13 protein-coding genes are annotated in these 15,590 nt (G+C 68.7%); 2 read left to right on the top strand and 11 right to left on the bottom strand.

The window, feature by feature from the left end; all coding sequences use genetic code 11:
• Positions 1–2 precede the first annotated feature (2 nt).
• From HQ314_RS00950 to HQ314_RS00960, 3 genes are all read right to left on the bottom strand, one after another.
• Positions 3–1,232 (bottom strand): SPFH domain-containing protein, encoded by a 1,230-nt coding sequence (locus tag HQ314_RS00950; protein WP_051613228.1) that lies wholly within the window; start codon positions 1,230–1,232, stop codon positions 3–5.
• Positions 1,233–1,664 carry an NfeD family protein gene (locus HQ314_RS00955; RefSeq protein ID WP_027505316.1) on the bottom strand — a complete coding sequence of 144 codons (432 nt, stop codon included), beginning with the start codon at positions 1,662–1,664 and terminating at the stop codon, positions 1,233–1,235. It abuts the gene before it with no gap.
• 63 nt (positions 1,665–1,727) lie between these two features.
• The gene (locus tag HQ314_RS00960) at positions 1,728–2,576 is read right to left on the bottom strand and encodes a DUF3097 domain-containing protein (RefSeq protein ID WP_222649003.1); all 849 of its coding nucleotides are present in this window, start codon (positions 2,574–2,576) and stop codon (positions 1,728–1,730) included.
• A 133-nt stretch (positions 2,577–2,709) separates the two neighbouring features.
• Here HQ314_RS00960 and HQ314_RS00965 point away from each other — a divergent pair, with 133 nt between their 5' ends.
• A complete protein-coding gene (locus HQ314_RS00965; RefSeq protein WP_222649005.1) occupies positions 2,710–3,531 on the top strand; it encodes a hypothetical protein in 822 nt (273 codons plus the stop codon).
• Positions 3,532–3,636: 105 nt separating this feature from the next.
• On the opposite strand, the gene HQ314_RS00970 is transcribed toward HQ314_RS00965, so the two are convergent.
• The 8 genes from HQ314_RS00970 to HQ314_RS01005 form a co-directional block, all read right to left on the bottom strand.
• Positions 3,637–4,689, bottom strand: a complete 1,053-nt coding sequence (locus HQ314_RS00970; RefSeq protein WP_222649006.1) for a ferrochelatase — start codon at positions 4,687–4,689, stop codon at positions 3,637–3,639.
• 63 nt (positions 4,690–4,752) lie between these two features.
• Positions 4,753–5,577 (bottom strand): NADH-dependent enoyl-ACP reductase InhA, encoded by an 825-nt coding sequence (inhA, locus tag HQ314_RS00975; protein WP_027505312.1) that lies wholly within the window; start codon positions 5,575–5,577, stop codon positions 4,753–4,755.
• Positions 5,578–5,645: 68 nt separating this feature from the next.
• Positions 5,646–6,404: a 3-oxoacyl-ACP reductase FabG1 gene (fabG1, locus tag HQ314_RS00980; RefSeq protein WP_037185384.1), complete on the bottom strand. Its 759-nt coding sequence runs from the start codon at positions 6,402–6,404 to the stop codon at positions 5,646–5,648.
• A gap of 108 nt (positions 6,405–6,512) precedes the next feature.
• Positions 6,513–7,508, bottom strand: coding sequence for a VWA domain-containing protein (locus HQ314_RS00985; protein ID WP_222649009.1), 996 nt, complete (start codon positions 7,506–7,508; stop codon positions 6,513–6,515).
• Entirely contained in the window at positions 7,505–8,515 is a 1,011-nt protein-coding gene (locus HQ314_RS00990; protein ID WP_374197736.1) for a DUF58 domain-containing protein, read from the bottom strand. Before HQ314_RS00990 ends, HQ314_RS00985 begins: the two co-directional genes overlap by 4 nt.
• Positions 8,512–9,729, bottom strand: coding sequence for a MoxR family ATPase (locus tag HQ314_RS00995; RefSeq protein WP_222649010.1), 1,218 nt, complete (start codon positions 9,727–9,729; stop codon positions 8,512–8,514). The genes HQ314_RS00990 and HQ314_RS00995 overlap by 4 nt, the downstream gene beginning before the upstream one ends.
• A gap of 95 nt (positions 9,730–9,824) precedes the next feature.
• The gene (locus tag HQ314_RS01000) at positions 9,825–11,450 is read right to left on the bottom strand and encodes an NlpC/P60 family protein (RefSeq protein WP_374197806.1); all 1,626 of its coding nucleotides are present in this window, start codon (positions 11,448–11,450) and stop codon (positions 9,825–9,827) included.
• A gap of 288 nt (positions 11,451–11,738) precedes the next feature.
• Positions 11,739–12,308, bottom strand: a complete 570-nt coding sequence (locus tag HQ314_RS01005; RefSeq protein WP_261781322.1) for a DUF6676 family protein — start codon at positions 12,306–12,308, stop codon at positions 11,739–11,741.
• 379 nt (positions 12,309–12,687) lie between these two features.
• On the opposite strand from HQ314_RS01005, the gene HQ314_RS01010 reads away from it, so the two are divergent.
• Entirely contained in the window at positions 12,688–15,492 is a 2,805-nt protein-coding gene (locus HQ314_RS01010; protein ID WP_056445197.1) for an aconitate hydratase, read from the top strand.
• Positions 15,493–15,590: the final 98 nt, after the last annotated feature.

Genomic DNA, 15,590 nt, shown 5'->3' on the forward strand with positions numbered 1-15,590 from the left:
CGTCAGCGGTCCAGTTCGCGCGGTGCGTCGTCGCCCGACCCGGACCCGTCCGGCGTGGAGGCCTCGACGGCCTTCGCGGGCTCCGGAGCCGAGTCCCGCGCCGGGTTGGGTGCGGCGGCCAACGACGTGTCGACAGGCTTGCGTGCCACGGCCTCGGCGTCGGCCACCGCCCGAGCGATGGCCGGGTCCGTCTTCGTGTCGAACCAGTCGGCCACCTCCGCGGAGTCGTCCTCCGGCTTGGAGTGCGTCTCGCCCTGGTCGCTGGGCTCGAAACGGAAGACGCCGTCGTCGCCCGGCGCACCGAGATTCTTGGCAAAGCCCTTCAGGGCATCACCGAAGTCGGACGGCACCACCCACATCTTGTTCGCATCACCCTGCGCCATCTTCGGCAGCGTCTGCAGGTACTGGTACGCGAGCAACTCGGGCGTCGGCTTGCCGGCCTTGATAGCCTCGAACACCTTCTCGATGGCCTTCGCCTCACCCTGTGCGTTGAGGTACTTGGCCGCCCGCTCACCCTGCGCACGGAGGATGCGGGACTGACGCTCACCCTCGGCGGAGAGAATGGCGGCCTGCTTGGCGCCCTCCGCGGACAGGATCTGCGACTGCTTGTCACCCTCGGCCGTCTTGATGGACGACTCACGGTGTCCCTCGGCCGTGAGGATGGTGGCGCGCTTCTCGCGGTCCGCCTTCATCTGCTTCTCCATCGACTCCTGGATGGAGGGCGGCGGATCGATGCTCTTGAGCTCCACTCGGGCGACACGCAGGCCCCATCGCCCGGTGGCCTCGTCCAACACTCCGCGGAGCTGGCCGTTGATGGAGTCACGCGAGGTGAGCGTCTCCTCCAGGGTCATACCGCCGACCACGTTGCGAAGCGTCGTCGTGGTGAGCTGCTCGACACCGACGATGTAGTTGCTGATCTCGTAGACCGCGGCCTGCGGGGTGGTGACCTGGAAGTACACGACGGTGTCGATGGACACCGTCAGGTTGTCCTGCGTGATCACCGGCTGCGGTGGGAAGGACACGACGCGCTCACGCAGGTCGACCTTCGCTCGGACACGGTCGACGAACGGCACGAGGAACGTGAGCTGCCCGGAGACCGTCTTGGAGTATCGGCCCAGACGCTCGATCACCGCGGCCTCGGCCTGCGGCACGAGCGTCACCGACTTCGCCACCACCACGGCGACGAACAGCACCACCACGGCAAGGGCGATCAAGGCGGCATAGTCACCCATCTAGGGTCCTTTCCACACGACGGCCGTGGCGCCGTCGATCTTCATCACGGTCACGGTCGTTCCGGCCGCGTACACCTCGGTGGGATCGAGCGGACGAGCCGTCCACACGTCACCGTCCAGCCGCACCGTGCCGGAATGCTGATCGATGGCATCGAGCACCTGCGCGGATCGCCCGGTGAGCGCGGCGATCCCGGTGGGGGTCGGCGGGGGCGTCGAGAACCGGCGGGTCAGCACCGGCCGGACACCCAGGATCAGGGCTCCGGACAGGATCGCGAACACGATCGCGTCGCCCCACACGGGGAAGTCGGTCAGCGCCGAGATGCCCGCGGTACCCAGGGCCCCGCCGGCCAGCATGAGAAGGAAGAAATCTCCGGACAGCGCTTCACCCGCAGCGAGAATCACCGCTCCGACGAGCCACAGAAGTGCAACCACGAACTCCACAGTAGCGACGAACGACGAGCCGGTGGGGTGCGCGCGACCGTCGTGGGGAGATCGTTACCGACCTGTCTCCCCGTTCTCGTCACCCAGGGTGACGAAGTCGACGAGGCGCTCCACCGCGCCGATGAGCGGCGCCTCGAGATCGCGAAAACTGGACACCGCACCGTAGACCCGGCGCCACCCGTCCTGCGGTGTGCCCCAACCCAACTCGCGGCAGATGCCGGTCTTCCAGTCGGTGCCGCGCGGGATCCGTGGCCATGCCTCGATGCCCACCGCGGCGGGCTTCACCGCCTCCCACACATCGATGTAGGGGTGTCCCGTGACCGTCACGTACGGGCCGAGCGACCGCGTCAGGCGGTCCTCCTTCGAACCGTCGACGAGGTGGTCGACGAGAACCCCCACCCTGCGTCCCGGCCCGGGCGCGAACTCCTGCAACCGCTCTGCCAGGTTGTCCAGTCCCTCGAGATGCTCGACGACCACACCCTCGACCCGCAGGTCGTGGCCCCAGACCCGTTCGACGATGGCGGCGTCGTGAATGCCCTCCACCCAGATACGGCTGGGCAGAGCCACTTTCGCTCGTACGTTCTCCACCCGCGTCGACCCGGAGGCCGAGCGGGTCGGAGCGACGGCACGGGTCGGCGCCGGACGCGTCAGCGTCACCGGGCTTCCGTCGACGAGGAAGGCGGCCTCGCGCATCGCGAAGAGCCTCCGTACGCCTCGGCCGTCCTCGAGCCGGACGAAGTCACCGTCGTACGTGCGCTCGAAACCCACCACGGCGCCGCAGAATCCGGTCGCCGCGTCCTCGACCACCACGTCCCGTTCGGCCGCCATCGTCGGGACCACGCGTCGCGCTCGCCTCGCGTGCCCGGCGAAGATGTCGCCGCCGTACCGGTTGTCCGCTGTCATCGTCTTCCCTCGCCCTCCGCGCTCACTCCCGGGACAGGACTGTCGGGTCACCGGGCCGTCCCACGGTATCGGCGCCGCGCACTCCCCGACCGCAGCCACGCCGGTCGCCTCCGACGCCGCCTATGATCGGACGGTGTCGTCCCCATCCTCGAGCCTCGCCATCTGGTGCGGCGCCTGGCTCGCCGGAGCCGCGCCGCCCGACGACGTGATCGATGCCCTCACCGAGTGGGCACCGTTGGCCCTCGTCGTCGCCGCCGATCCCGAGACAGCCGAGCGGCACGACCTCCCGTGGCCCACTCCTCGTGACGTCGGCATCGCCCAGTTGCTCCGAGTCGTCCGCGCCGCGGCACCCGTCGGCGACCGCGAGGTGACCGTCGACATGGTTCTTCCCGCCCCCGGTGACGTCGCCGGGCTGCCGACCGACTCCGCGTTCTCGGCAGCCGCCGTGCTCGCGGGCGAAGGCGTCGTCATCGGAGTGCCGGGGCAGCCGGGTGTCGGACTCGTCCCCACCGACGAGGGCCCCGACGTCATGCGGTGGACGGTGTTCACCGTCACCGTGCCGGTCACCTACCAGGAGCTGGCGCTCGGGGAGATCGAGTACTCGATGCGGGACACCGTCCGGAGTGCGGCCGAGGCCCTCACCGCGGTGCAGACGGTCGACACCGGCCGTTCCGGCGGCGACCCGCACACGATGATCGCCGAGCGCCTCGCCATCGCGAGCCGCCATCGCTACCCGCCGCTCCCCGAACGCACCACCCGAGTTCTCGACACGGCCGACCGGGTGGACGCCATCCTCGCGGCCGCGCAGACGTCGGCGCCCTCGGAGGCACCCAGCAGCAGCGGTGCCGAGGCCCGCGAGGCCGTGCTCCGACCGTTGCGTCGCGCCGTGCGCGCCGCGCGACGTGCCGCCGTGCGCGCCGCCGTGGACGGGTACCTGTCGCCCGATCGCCGCTAGCGGTACCCCCCTCGCGCGAGTACGTCCGTAGTGTCGCGATCCATGCCCGGATCACGACACTTTCGGCGTACTCGCGGGTGGGTGGTTCCCGGGATGTTCGAGCTGTCAGGCCGGGCGGCGACGCACCGGGGGCTCACAGCAGCCGGGATTGCACGGCGTTCCGTCGACGGTGGTCCCGAAGGCGGGCTCGGAACCCAGACGCAGCGGCGCGGTGCCCACGGTGCGTTCCTCGACCAGCGTGCGCACGAGCCGGGCGAATCGAGGGTCCGCACCCGGGGTGCCGGCACGCTCGAGAGCGATGCCGAGTTCCTGCGCCTTCTCGACCGCCTCGGTGTCCAGGTCCCACACCACCTCGAGGTGATCCGAGACGAACCCGACCGGGCAGATCACCACGGCGTCGACGCCCGTCTCCGCCAGGGCTTCGAGGTGATCGCAGATGTCGGGATCCAGCCACGGGATCTGCGGCGGTCCCGACCGGGACTGCCACACGACGTCGAACTCGTCGACACCTGCTGCGGCGGCGCACAATCGGGACGCCTCGGTGACCTGACGGCTGTAGAGGTGGCCGCCCGCCGACGGCGGACCCGCGGCCTCGTCCGCCGAGACGGGCACCGAGTGCGCCGTGAAGACCACGCGAGCACCGGCCCGGCGATCCGCCGGAAGCCTGCCGATCGCCGCGCGGATCGCGTCGGCGAAGGCATCCACCATGAGCGGATGGTCGTAGTACTGCCGCAGTTTGGTGAGCTGCGGAGCACCCTCCCCCACGGCGGCACGGGCGCGGGCGATGTCTTCGTGGTATTGCCGACAGCCCGAGTACCCGCCCCAAGCCGAGGTGGGGAACACCAGCGCGTTGCGCACGCCGTCGGCCTGCATCGCGGCGACGGTGTCCTCCGCCATGGGGTGCCAGTTGCGGTTACCGAAGTACACGGGCAGGTCGATGCCCGTGAGCGCGAACTCGGTCTCGACCGCGGCGATGATCTCGCGGTTGAGTCGGTTGATCGGCGACACCCCACCGAAGTGGTGGTAGTGCTCGGCGACGGCATCGAGGCGCTCGGGCGGGATTCCGCGGCCACGGGTGACGTTCTCCAGGAACGGCCGCACCTCGTCCGGCCCCTCGGGCCCACCGAAGGAGAGCAGCAGAAGCGCGTCGTAGGTCATGACGCCATTGTGCCGGAACCCGTTTCGGTGGACCCGAGAGGATGCTCGGATCGAGGCGAGATGTCAGAGATTCTCGGGCAGCCAGGTGTTGTGGCTCGCGCCGCCGTCGACGTAGACGATCGACCCGGTGGTCGCCGGCAGCCAGTCCGACAGCAGCGCGCAGATCGACTTGGCCACGGCCGTCGGGTCGTTGAAGTTCCAGCCGATCGGGGACGCACCGTTCCAGTACTCGTTGAGCTGGTTCATCTTGTCCGCGTCACCCGTCGCGGTACCCGCGATGGCCTTGGCGGCGAGCGTCTTGATCGGGCCCGCGGCGACCAGGTTGGAACGGACCTTCTTGGCCTCGCCGACCTCGCGGGCGACGTAGCGGTTGACCGACTCGAGCGCAGCCTTCGCCACGCCCATCCAGTTGTAGAACGGCATCGCCGTGCGCGGATCGAAATCCATGCCGACGATCGATCCACCCTCGTTCATGACGGGGAGCACGGCGCGTGCGAGCGAGGCGTAGGACCAGGCAGAGATCTGGAACGCGGCGGCGGCGTCGGGACCCGGTCCCTCCAGGAACGGCTTGGACCCCGGGCCCATCAGGGTGCGCGGAGCGAACGCGATGGAGTGCAGAACGCCGTCGATGCCCTCCGGAGCGACCTCGGAGATGCGACCGGCGAGTGCGGCGAGATGCTCCTCGTTCGTCGCGTCCAGCTCGATCGCCGGCGGCACGGGCTCCGGCAGTCGCTGGGCGATCCTGTCGATCAGTCGCAGCCGGTCGAACCCGGTGATGACGACCTTGGCGCCCTGCTCCTGCGCGACCTTGGCCGCGTGGAACGCGATGGACGCGTCGGTGATGATCCCGGTGATCAGGATGGTCTTGCCTTCGAGCAGTCCGCCCATGTGCGTGTGCCTTTCGTGTGAAGTCTGGTGTGCCCGAGTCGATCGGGCGTGAGTCGGGACGAGGTGGGCTAGTGCCCCATGCCCATACCGCCGTCGACCGGGATGATCGCGCCGGAGACGTAGCTCGAATCGGGTGACGCGAGGAAGCTCACCACCGCGGCGACGTCCTCGGGAGTACCGAGTCGCTTGAGCGGGATGTACTCGCGCGCGGTGTCCCGGAGTTTGTCGTCGAGCTCGGCCGTCATGTCGGTCTCGATGAACCCGGGTGCCACGACGTTCGCGGTGATCGAACGCGAGCCCAGCTCACGGGTGAGCGAGCGCGCCATGCCGACGACACCCGCCTTGGAGGACGCGTAGTTGATCTGGCCGGGTCCGCCGGCCTGACCGACGACGGAACCGAGGAAGACGAACCGTCCGAAGCGTGCCCGCAGCATCGAGCGGCTCGCTCGCTTGGCCACCCGGAACGCGCCGGTGAGATTGGCGTCGATGACGGAGGTGAACTGCTCCTCGGTCATCCGCATCAGCAGGGTGTCGTCCGTGATGCCCGCGTTGGCGACGAGCACCTCGACGGGGCCCTGATGCTTCTCCACCTCGGTGAACGCGGCATCGACGGACGCGGTGTCGGTGACGTCGCACTGCACCCCGAACAGTCCGTCCGGTGCACCCGAGCTGCGGTGCGTGACCGCGACCTTGTGGCCGTCCGCGGCGAGTCGGCGGGCCACGGCCAGGCCGATGCCCCGATTACCGCCGGTGACGAGCACGGACCGGGAGACGAATCCCCCGCCGGCCGTCGCGTCGGGTGTCGCGGACTCGGGCGCAGAGGACATACGGATGAACCTTCTCTCTCGGGGGTGCTGCTCGCAGCAACGGCCAGTCGGTGGGCGATCACGGACGTCGTCGATCGCCTCGACCCGCGCGTACTTTACCGATGCGTGTCAGGGGACTCGCTGGCGTAGTGACAATGCTGTGACAAGTCCCGCCGACACGAACAGCACTCCGGCGATCAACCAGGGCCGACTCGCGTCACCGCGGGTGGTCTCGTAGCCGATCTGCTCCTCGAGCGTGTCGTACACCTCGGTGAGTTCCTCGAGACTCGACGCCGTGAAGAAGTTGCCACCCGACAGGCGTGCGATCTCCTCGAGCGACGGGTCGTCGACGGGCACCGCGACGCGCTGGGTGTCGCCCTGCTCGTCGGTGATGTCCACCGTGCCGTAACTGGTGCCGAACGAGATGGTGGAGACCGGGATCCCCTTCGTCTCCGCCTCGCGGGCCGCCGTGTACCCACCGCGCGGGTCGTCCGGGTTCTCGGGAACGGTCTGCTTGCCGTCGGACAGCAGCACGATCCGTGCCGGCGGCGCCGCGTCCGATCCACCGAGCACCGCGCCGAGTGTCTCGATCGACTGCATCGCCGTGAAGATGGACTCGCCCGTGGCGGTCCGCTCGGCCAGCTGCAGCCGATCGATGGCCGATTTCGTCGCCTCACGATCGGTGGTCGGTGAGACCAGCACCGATGCCGTGCCCGCGAACGCGACGAGTCCGAGGTTGATGCCGGGAGTCAGGCCGTCGGCGAACTGCTTGCCGGCCTCCTGCGCCGCTGCCAGTCGCGTCGGTTGGACGTCGGTGGCTTCCATCGACAACGACACGTCGATGACCAGCATGACCGTCGCCCGATTACGCGGAACCCGTTGATCGGACGTCGGTCCGGCCAGCGCGACGGTCAGGAAGAGCAGCCCCACGAGCACGAGCGCCGTGGGGACGTGGCGCACCAGCCCGGGGCGTTGCGGTGCGACGCGTTCGAGCAACTCCATGTTGGTGAAGCGCATGGTGTTGCGCTGACGGCGGCGCTGCGCGAGCACGTAGGCCACCACCAGGCCCGCGACCACGAGGAGGAAGAGCAGCCACCAGGGTGACGAGAAATCGGGCAGGCTCACCGCGTACTCGCTCCCATGCTCGCGCCGTGGCGTCGCCGGGACACGAAGCGGACGACGTCGGCGATCCAGTCGCCGTCCGTCCGCAGGGTGAGCCGAGGCGCGCTGCAGCCACGCAGGATCTTCTCGACGTTCGCGCGGTGCGCCGCAGCGGCGGCCGCGAAGTCCTCCCGCAACCGGGGTGTCGTGCTGAACTCCCGCGTCCGTCCCGTCTCCGGGTCGTGCAACACCACGTCACCGACATCCGGCAGCTCGAGGTCGCGGGGGTCGACGACCTCCACGGCCAGCACGTCGTGGCGCGCCGCCAGGGCGCGGAGCGGACGCTCCCAGTCCGTCGGACCGAGGAAGTCGCTGACGACGACCACCATGCCGCGTCGACGTTCGGGCCGTCGCAGAGCGTCGATGGCGCCGACGAAGTCGCCGCGGGTGCCGTCGGGTGCGTGCGGTGTGGTGGCCACGGTGCGGAGCAGGGACTGGATGTGCGCCCGACCGCCCCGTGCGGGGACCCGGACGACACGTTCGCCCGTCGCGACGACGGCGCCGATGCGGTTGCCGCCGCCACTGGTCAGATGCGCGATGGCCGATGTGGCCGCGACGGCGAGGTCCCGCTTCTCGCACCCCGCGGTGCCGAAGTCGAGGGAGGCCGACAGGTCGATCGCCATCCACGTCTCGAGTTCGCGGTCCGCGACGCTCTGCCGGACGTGGGGGTGCGTCGTCCGGGCGGTGACGGACCAGTCCATCTGACGTACGTCGTCGCCCGGCTGATACTCGCGTGCATCGCCCGGCTCGGAACCCGGGCCCGGGATGAGACCCAGATGATCGCCGTGCAGCACGCCGTCGAGGCGCCGACGAACGGTCAGCTCGAGGGTGCGCAGCGCAGCCGACAACCGAGGGTCCTCCAGCGATCCCGAGGCGAAGGACGGGGGCGCACCGCGCAACGACTGCTGCACGGCGGGCGCGCCGAACACCGGATCACCGGGCCGGCCACCCGTGGGTGACGCCATGGTCACCGCGTGGGATCGGTCGCGGGAGTCTGCTTCTGCATCCACGGCGCCGGGCCACCCTGCTGGGGACCGTTCTGCTGGGGGCCACCCTGCTGCGACGGTCCGTCGGGACCGGGCTGCGGGGGTCCGGGCTGGAACTGCTGCGGTCCGCCCGGTCCCTGCTGCTGGGGTCCGTTCTGCAAGGGTCCGTTGTGCTGGGGAGCCGACGCCTGCTGCTGGACCGGCTGGGCGCCGACCTGCGGCAGACCCACGGTCTGCAGGATGCGCGTGATGATCTGCTCGGGCGTGATCTCGTCGGCCAGGGCGTCGTACGAGAGCACGAGACGGTGCCGCAGCACGTCCGGCACCACGTCGAGGACGTCCTGCGGCACGACGTAGTCCCGTCCACGCAGGAACGCCAGCGCCCGGGAGGCACTGATGATGCCGAGGGTCGCTCGGGGTGACGCGCCGTAGGCGATCCAGCCGGCCACGTCGTCGAGGCCCACGTCGCGCGGAGTACGGGTGGCGGCGATGACGCGCACGACGTAGTCGACCAGAGCGTGATGGACGAACACGGATGCCGCGACGTTCTGGAGGCGCACCAACTCGACCGGGTCGAGGATCTGCTTGGGCTTCGGTGCCGCGACGCCCATGCGGTAGACGATCTCGCGCTCCTCTTCGACCGTCGGGTAGTCCACGACGATCTTGAACAGGAAGCGGTCGCGCTGCGCCTCGGGAAGGGGGTACACGCCCTCGTTCTCGATGGGGTTCTGCGTCGCCATGACCAGGAACGGATCCGGCATGGGGTACGTGTGACCACCGATGGAGACGTGGCGCTCGGCCATGACCTCGAGGAGAGCCGACTGCACCTTGGCCGGAGCTCGGTTGATCTCGTCCGCGAGCACGAAATTCGCGACCACCGGGCCGAGCTCGGTGTCGAATTCTTCTTTGCCCTGACGGTAGATGCGCGTACCGATGAGGTCGGTGGGCACCAGGTCGGGCGTGAACTGCACGCGGGAGAACGAGCCCCCGACCACCGTCGCGAACGTCTCCACCGCCAACGTCTTCGCCACACCGGGAACACCCTCGAGCAGGACGTGCCCCCGTGCGAGAAGCCCGACGAGGATGCGTTCGACCAGTCGGTCCTGACCGACGATGACGCGTTTGACCTCGTAGACGGCCTTCTCGAGCGTCTGCACGTCCCGAGAGATGTCGGTCGTGTCGGTCTCTCGTGACGTCACCTGTGGAACCACCGCTTTCTACCCGGACTCTGCTGCCGAGCACCACTATTGCAGGTGGCGAGGACACATGACGTTCTACCTGCTCGGACGGGGTGTCACTCCACCATGCGGACGGCGTACGGCGTCATGCCGTCGAAACGGACGGGCGACACCTTCACCACCGATCCCGACTGCGGAGCCTCGAGCATCTTGCCGTCACCGAGGTAGAGGGCGACGTGCTGCGAGGCGCCCGGACCGTAGAAGATCATGTCGCCGCGGCGCATCTGGGACGACGGCACCTGCTTGCCGGCCGTGTACTGGTAGCCGGTGTAGTGCGGGAGCGAGATCCCGAGACCACCGAAGGCGTACATCATGAGGCCGGAGCAGTCGAAGCCCACCTTGTTGTAGTCGCCGTAGCTGTCGGCGACACCGCCGTCGCGGATGCCCTTGGTCGGCCCGTTCTCGTTGCCGCCACCCCACGAGTAGGGGGTGCCCAACACGGACATGCCACGGTCGATGACGAGTTCGATGGCTGCGGACCCGGTGAGCGATGGATCCTTGGTGGCGGTCCCGCGACCGCCGCCGGACGACGTGCTGCCCGACGACGAGGTACCCGAGGACGTGCCGCCCGAGGACGAGGTACCGGACGACGCGCCGCCCGAGGACGAGGTACCGGACGACGCGCCGCCCGAGGACGAGGTACCGGACGACGTGCCGCCCGACGAGGTGCCGCTCGACGTCGATCCGGTCAGGTCGGTGTGGTCGCGCTCCCCGTCCACCAACGCTGCGGCGCGATCGGCGGCGGCCTGGTTCGCGGCCACCCGGGCGGCCGCGGCCACCGCTGCCTCCTGCGCTGCCTGCGCGGCTGCCGCGGCGGCGGCTTCCTCCGCCTGACGCTGCTGGTCCCACTGCGAGTACGCGTCGCGCTGTCCCTCGAGTCCCGCGGCGTCGTTGCGCGCCTGCTCGAGTTCGGCGGAGGCGCTGTCTCGCTGCGCCTCGACGGCCGCCTTCTGTGCTGCCTGCTCCTGCTGTGCGGCCACGGCCGCGGCGATGGCCTGCTCCGCCTCGTCCTTCTTCGCGTCCGCTTCCGCGGAGGCACGATCGGCCTCGATCTTGCTCTGGCGTGCGGTGGAGTCTCGGTTGGCCTCCTCGGTACGCTCCCGCTGCAGGCTGTCCAGGGTGGCGTTCTGCTTGGCGGACAGCATCCGCAGGATCTGCGCTCGATCGAGCACGTCCTGCGGCCCCTGCGCGTCCAGCAGGGAGGAGACACCGGCGGACCCGGTGCCCTTGACGTAGTCGGTGACGGCGAAGGCGTCGAACTTCTTCTGCGCGTCGGAGATCATCTGGCCGGCGTCGCGAAGGGCCTGCTGCGCGATGCCGACGGCCGCGGCGGCGGCGTCGGCGACGGTGCGGGCGTTCTGCAGGTCGACGAGGGCCTTGTTGACGTCCTCGCGCTTGACGGCCACCTGCGCGTCGATCGCGGCGAGCTGCTGGTTGGCCGAGGCGACCTGGTCGATGAGTTGGCCGACTCGGCCGAGTTGGTCCCCCACGCGTGCACCGGCGGCGGCGATGTCGGAGTCGGAGGGATTGGGAGGGGGTGGCGGCACGGCGGACGCGAGACTCGGTGCGAGGAACCCCGTCCCGGACAGCAGCAGCGTCGTCGCGACGACGGCGCCCCCGATCGTGCGACGCAGAGCCCGCGGTCGACCGATGTGCCGTCGACCTCCGGAGTATCGCTTCACCTGTTCGTCTCCCTCACGTCCGCAGTGCGGATTCACCCACCACACGCGTGGGGAGGACACGACGCAGCGTGACAGGATCCCGGATCACAGCCGACAACGGCCGACCCGGGAGCAATGATCAGCCCCTCTGCGACACTTCTTCCCCAAGCAGTGCCATGCGAACCGTACGACACTTCGAACGCTTAAGGAACTCCAGTCACAAATGACACATGTGTCATTCCGCAGACTGCATCGGCGCTGATCAGGACGTTGTCCGAGAAAAAATCATTCGGACTTTTTTGGGAGCGGTCACTGCCCGTCGGGCGTGACGGCCTCTCGATCGGTGACTTCTCCCGAACGATGACGGCGTTCGTTCACCCACCACGTGCCGCCGAGCACGGCGACGACCACGAGAACCAGGCCGAGAGTGATGCCGGTCCACGGCGGGCCGGGCTCCACGAGCACGTCGACAAAATTGCCCGCGGACTGCACCGCGTTGCCGGTGTACGCCTGGTCCTGACCCGCTTCGAGCGTCACGCGATCGATCGAGTCGCTGAATGTCCCGACCTGTCCCGGACCGATCACGAGGACCGTTCCACCGTCGGTGGCACCGACCGAGGTGGCGAGATCGCGGAGCTGCGAATCGAGCGGCGCCGGCGCGTCGAGCACGACGATGCTCAGGTCGATCCCGTGTTCGTCGGCGCGCGCCACGACACCCTCGAGCCCGACGACGTCCTGCCCCGGCGCGGCCACCCCGTCGTCCGCGACGTCGGCGAGAGTCGCCTGCAGGTCGACGAACGTCGGCACCTCACTGATCATCGGGAGGGCGAACAGCGGCTGATCACTCAGCGGTAGGGCCGGGAGAGGAGAGAGAGACATCGTCCGTCCGTTGTCGTCGATCGCGAGGCGATGCGGTGGATCGCGAGGCGATGATGGTCGAAATGTGTGCGCCGTCGAGCCGGACCCTACGGGACGGGACCGTTGCCGAGCCCGAGGCGCACCGAGGTGCACGGAGGCAGCCCTTCGTTGCGCCCGGAACGTTGCCGGGGAACGATGAGTGCGCAACACGGTGAGAACGACACGGCGATTCGGCCACTCGTTCTCACAGGACAAGCGTACTGTTAGAATCGAAACACCGAGACTGCGGCGGCCTCGACGCCACCCGGGTGCACCCTCACCCACGGCGATGTCCGCCCGCTCTCGCCACGCCGTCGACACAGCCCCGTCGACGGCAGCCCAGAAGACGAGTGGAGCTGACGTGACCGCAAGTATCGATTCGTTCGGCGCCAAGGGAACGCTGGAGGTCGGAGAGAACTCGTACGAGATCTTCCGCCTGAAGGCCGTCCCCGGCACCGAGAAGTTGCCCTATGCCCTCAAGGTCCTCGCGGAGAATCTCCTGCGTACCGAGGACGGCGCGAACATCACCAAGGACCACATCGACGCGATCGCCGCGTGGGACCCGTCCGCCGATCCGAGCATCGAGATCCAGTTCACGCCGGCCCGCGTGATCATGCAGGACTTCACCGGTGTCCCCTGCATCGTGGACCTCGCGACCATGCGCGAGGCCGTCACCGCTCTCGGCGGCGACCCGGAGAAGGTCAACCCGCTCGCTCCGGCCGAGATGGTCATCGACCACTCCGTCATCATCGACGTGTTCGGCCGCGCGGACGCGTTCGAGCGCAACGTCGACATCGAGTACCAGCGCAACGGCGAGCGCTACCAGTTCCTGCGCTGGGGCCAGGGCGCGTTCGACGACTTCAAGGTCGTCCCCCCGGGCACCGGCATCGTGCACCAGGTCAACATCGAGCACCTCGCCCGCACCGTCATGGTGCGGGGCGGTCAGGCCTACCCCGACACGTGTGTCGGCACCGACTCGCACACCACCATGGTCAACGGCCTCGGTGTGCTCGGCTGGGGCGTCGGCGGCATCGAGGCCGAGGCGGCCATGCTCGGCCAGCCCGTCTCCATGCTCATCCCCCGTGTCGTGGGCTTCAAGCTCAGCGGCGAGATCAAGCCCGGTGTCACCGCGACCGACGTCGTGCTCACCGTCACCGACATGCTGCGCAAGCACGGCGTCGTCGGCAAGTTCGTCGAGTTCTACGGCGAGGGTGTGGCCGAGGTCCCCCTGGCCAACCGCGCGACGCTCGGCAACATGAGCCCCGAGTTCGGTTCCACCGCGGCGATCTTCCCGATCGACTCGGAGACCGTCGACTACCTGCGCCTGACCGGGCGCTCCGACGAGCAGCTCGCTCTCGTCGAGGCGTATGCCAAGGAACAGGGCATGTGGCACGACCCCGAGAACGAGGCGACGTACTCCGAGTACCTCGAGCTCGACCTCGGCGACGTGGTGCCGTCCATCGCCGGACCGAAGCGCCCGCAGGACCGAATCCTGTTGTCGGAGTCGAAGATCGCGTTCCGTAAGGACATCCACAACTACGTGGGCGGCGAGGACGTCGACGCCACCCCGTCGAAGCTGGACGAGGCGCTCGACGAGACCTTCCCCGGTTCCGATCCCGCCACCCTGTCCTTCGCCGACGACGATGCGGCTCCGCTGCATTCCGCCGCCGGCAACGCCGAGGGTCGCCCGACCAACCCGGTGCGCGTCGACTCGGACGAGCAGGGCTCGTTCGTCCTCGACCACGGCGCCGTCGCCATCGCGTCGATCACCTCGTGCACCAACACCTCGAACCCGTCGGTCATGCTCGGTGCGGCACTGCTCGCCAAGAAGGCTGTCGACAAGGGCCTGACCAGCAAGCCGTGGGTCAAGACCTCGATGGCGCCGGGCTCACAGGTGGTCACCGACTACTACGACAAGGCCGGCATGTGGCCGTACCTGGAGAAGCTCGGCTTCTTCCTCGTCGGATACGGCTGCGCCACCTGCATCGGAAACTCGGGACCGCTCGATCCCAAGATTTCCGAGGCAATCCAGGACAACGACCTCACGGTCACCGCTGTCCTGTCCGGTAACCGCAACTTCGAGGGTCGCATCTCCCCCGACGTGAAGATGAACTACCTGGCGTCCCCGCCGCTCGTCATCGCCTACGCGCTGGCCGGCACGATGGACTTCGACTTCGAGCACGACGCTCTCGGTCAGGACAACGAGGGCAACGACGTTTTCCTGAAGGACATCTGGCCCTCGCCCAAGGAGATCCAGGACACGATCGACTCGTCCATCTCCAAGGAGATGTACACCAAGGGCTACGCCGACGTCTTCAAGGGCGACGAGCGCTGGCGCGGACTGCCCACCCCGGACGGCAAGACGTTCGAGTGGGACCCGCAGTCGACCTACGTGCGGAAGCCCCCGTACTTCGACGGCATGCCCAAGGATCCGGAAGCCGTCACGGACATCTCCGGTGCGCGCGTGCTGGCGTACCTCGGAGACTCGGTCACCACCGACCACATCTCCCCCGCCGGCAACATCAAGGCAGGAACGCCTGCTGCGCAGTACCTCGACGAGCACGGTGTCGAGCGCAAGGACTACAACTCCTTCGGCTCGCGTCGCGGCAACCACGAGGTCATGATCCGCGGAACGTTCGCGAACATCCGGCTGCGCAACCAGCTCCTCGACGACGTCTCGGGTGGCTACACCCGCGACTTCACGCAGGACGGTGGCCCGCAGGCCTTCATCTACGACGCGTCGCAGAACTACCAGAACGCCGGCATCCCGCTGGTCGTCCTGGGCGGCAAGGAGTACGGCTCCGGATCCTCGCGTGACTGGGCTGCCAAGGGCACCCGCCTGCTCGGCGTCAAGGCCGTCATCACCGAGTCGTTCGAGCGCATCCACCGCTCCAACCTCATCGGCATGGGCGTCGTCCCGCTGCAGTTCCCCGCCGGCGAGTCGGCGGCGTCGCTGAAGCTCGACGGCACCGAGACCTTCGACATCTCGGGCATCACCGAGCTGAACGAGGGCCGCACGCCGAAGACGATGCACGTCACCGCGACGAAGGAAGACGGCTCTGCCGTCGAGTTCGACGCCGTGGTCCGCATCGACACCCCCGGCGAGGCGGAGTACTACCGCAACGGCGGCATCCTGCAGTACGTGCTGCGCAACATGATCGGCTGATCACCGCAGTGATCACTGCCCCGTGAGGGGAGCAGAACGCGCACGACCGCGCCGCGATACCGCGTGTATCGCCGGTTCGGTCGTGCGCGTTCTGCGAT

The sequence above is a fragment of the Rhodococcus sp. BP-332 genome, from assembly GCF_019836065.1.
Classification (GTDB): domain Bacteria; phylum Actinomycetota; class Actinomycetes; order Mycobacteriales; family Mycobacteriaceae; genus Rhodococcoides.

Bases quoted from the DNA above. Each gene is read 5' to 3' on its own strand.
- fabG1 (WP_037185384.1), bottom strand. From the start codon at position 6,404: ATGTCCTCTGCGCCCGAGTCCGCGACACCCGACGCGACGGCCGGCGGG.
- inhA (WP_027505312.1), bottom strand. From the start codon at position 5,577: ATGGGCGGACTGCTCGAAGGCAAGACCATCCTGATCACCGGGATCATC.
- HQ314_RS01005 (WP_261781322.1), bottom strand. From the start codon at position 12,308: ATGTCTCTCTCTCCTCTCCCGGCCCTACCGCTGAGTGATCAGCCGCTG.
- HQ314_RS00960 (WP_222649003.1), bottom strand. From the start codon at position 2,576: ATGACAGCGGACAACCGGTACGGCGGCGACATCTTCGCCGGGCACGCG.
- HQ314_RS00970 (WP_222649006.1), bottom strand. From the start codon at position 4,689: ATGACCTACGACGCGCTTCTGCTGCTCTCCTTCGGTGGGCCCGAGGGG.
- HQ314_RS00950 (WP_051613228.1), bottom strand. From the start codon at position 1,232: ATGGGTGACTATGCCGCCTTGATCGCCCTTGCCGTGGTGGTGCTGTTC.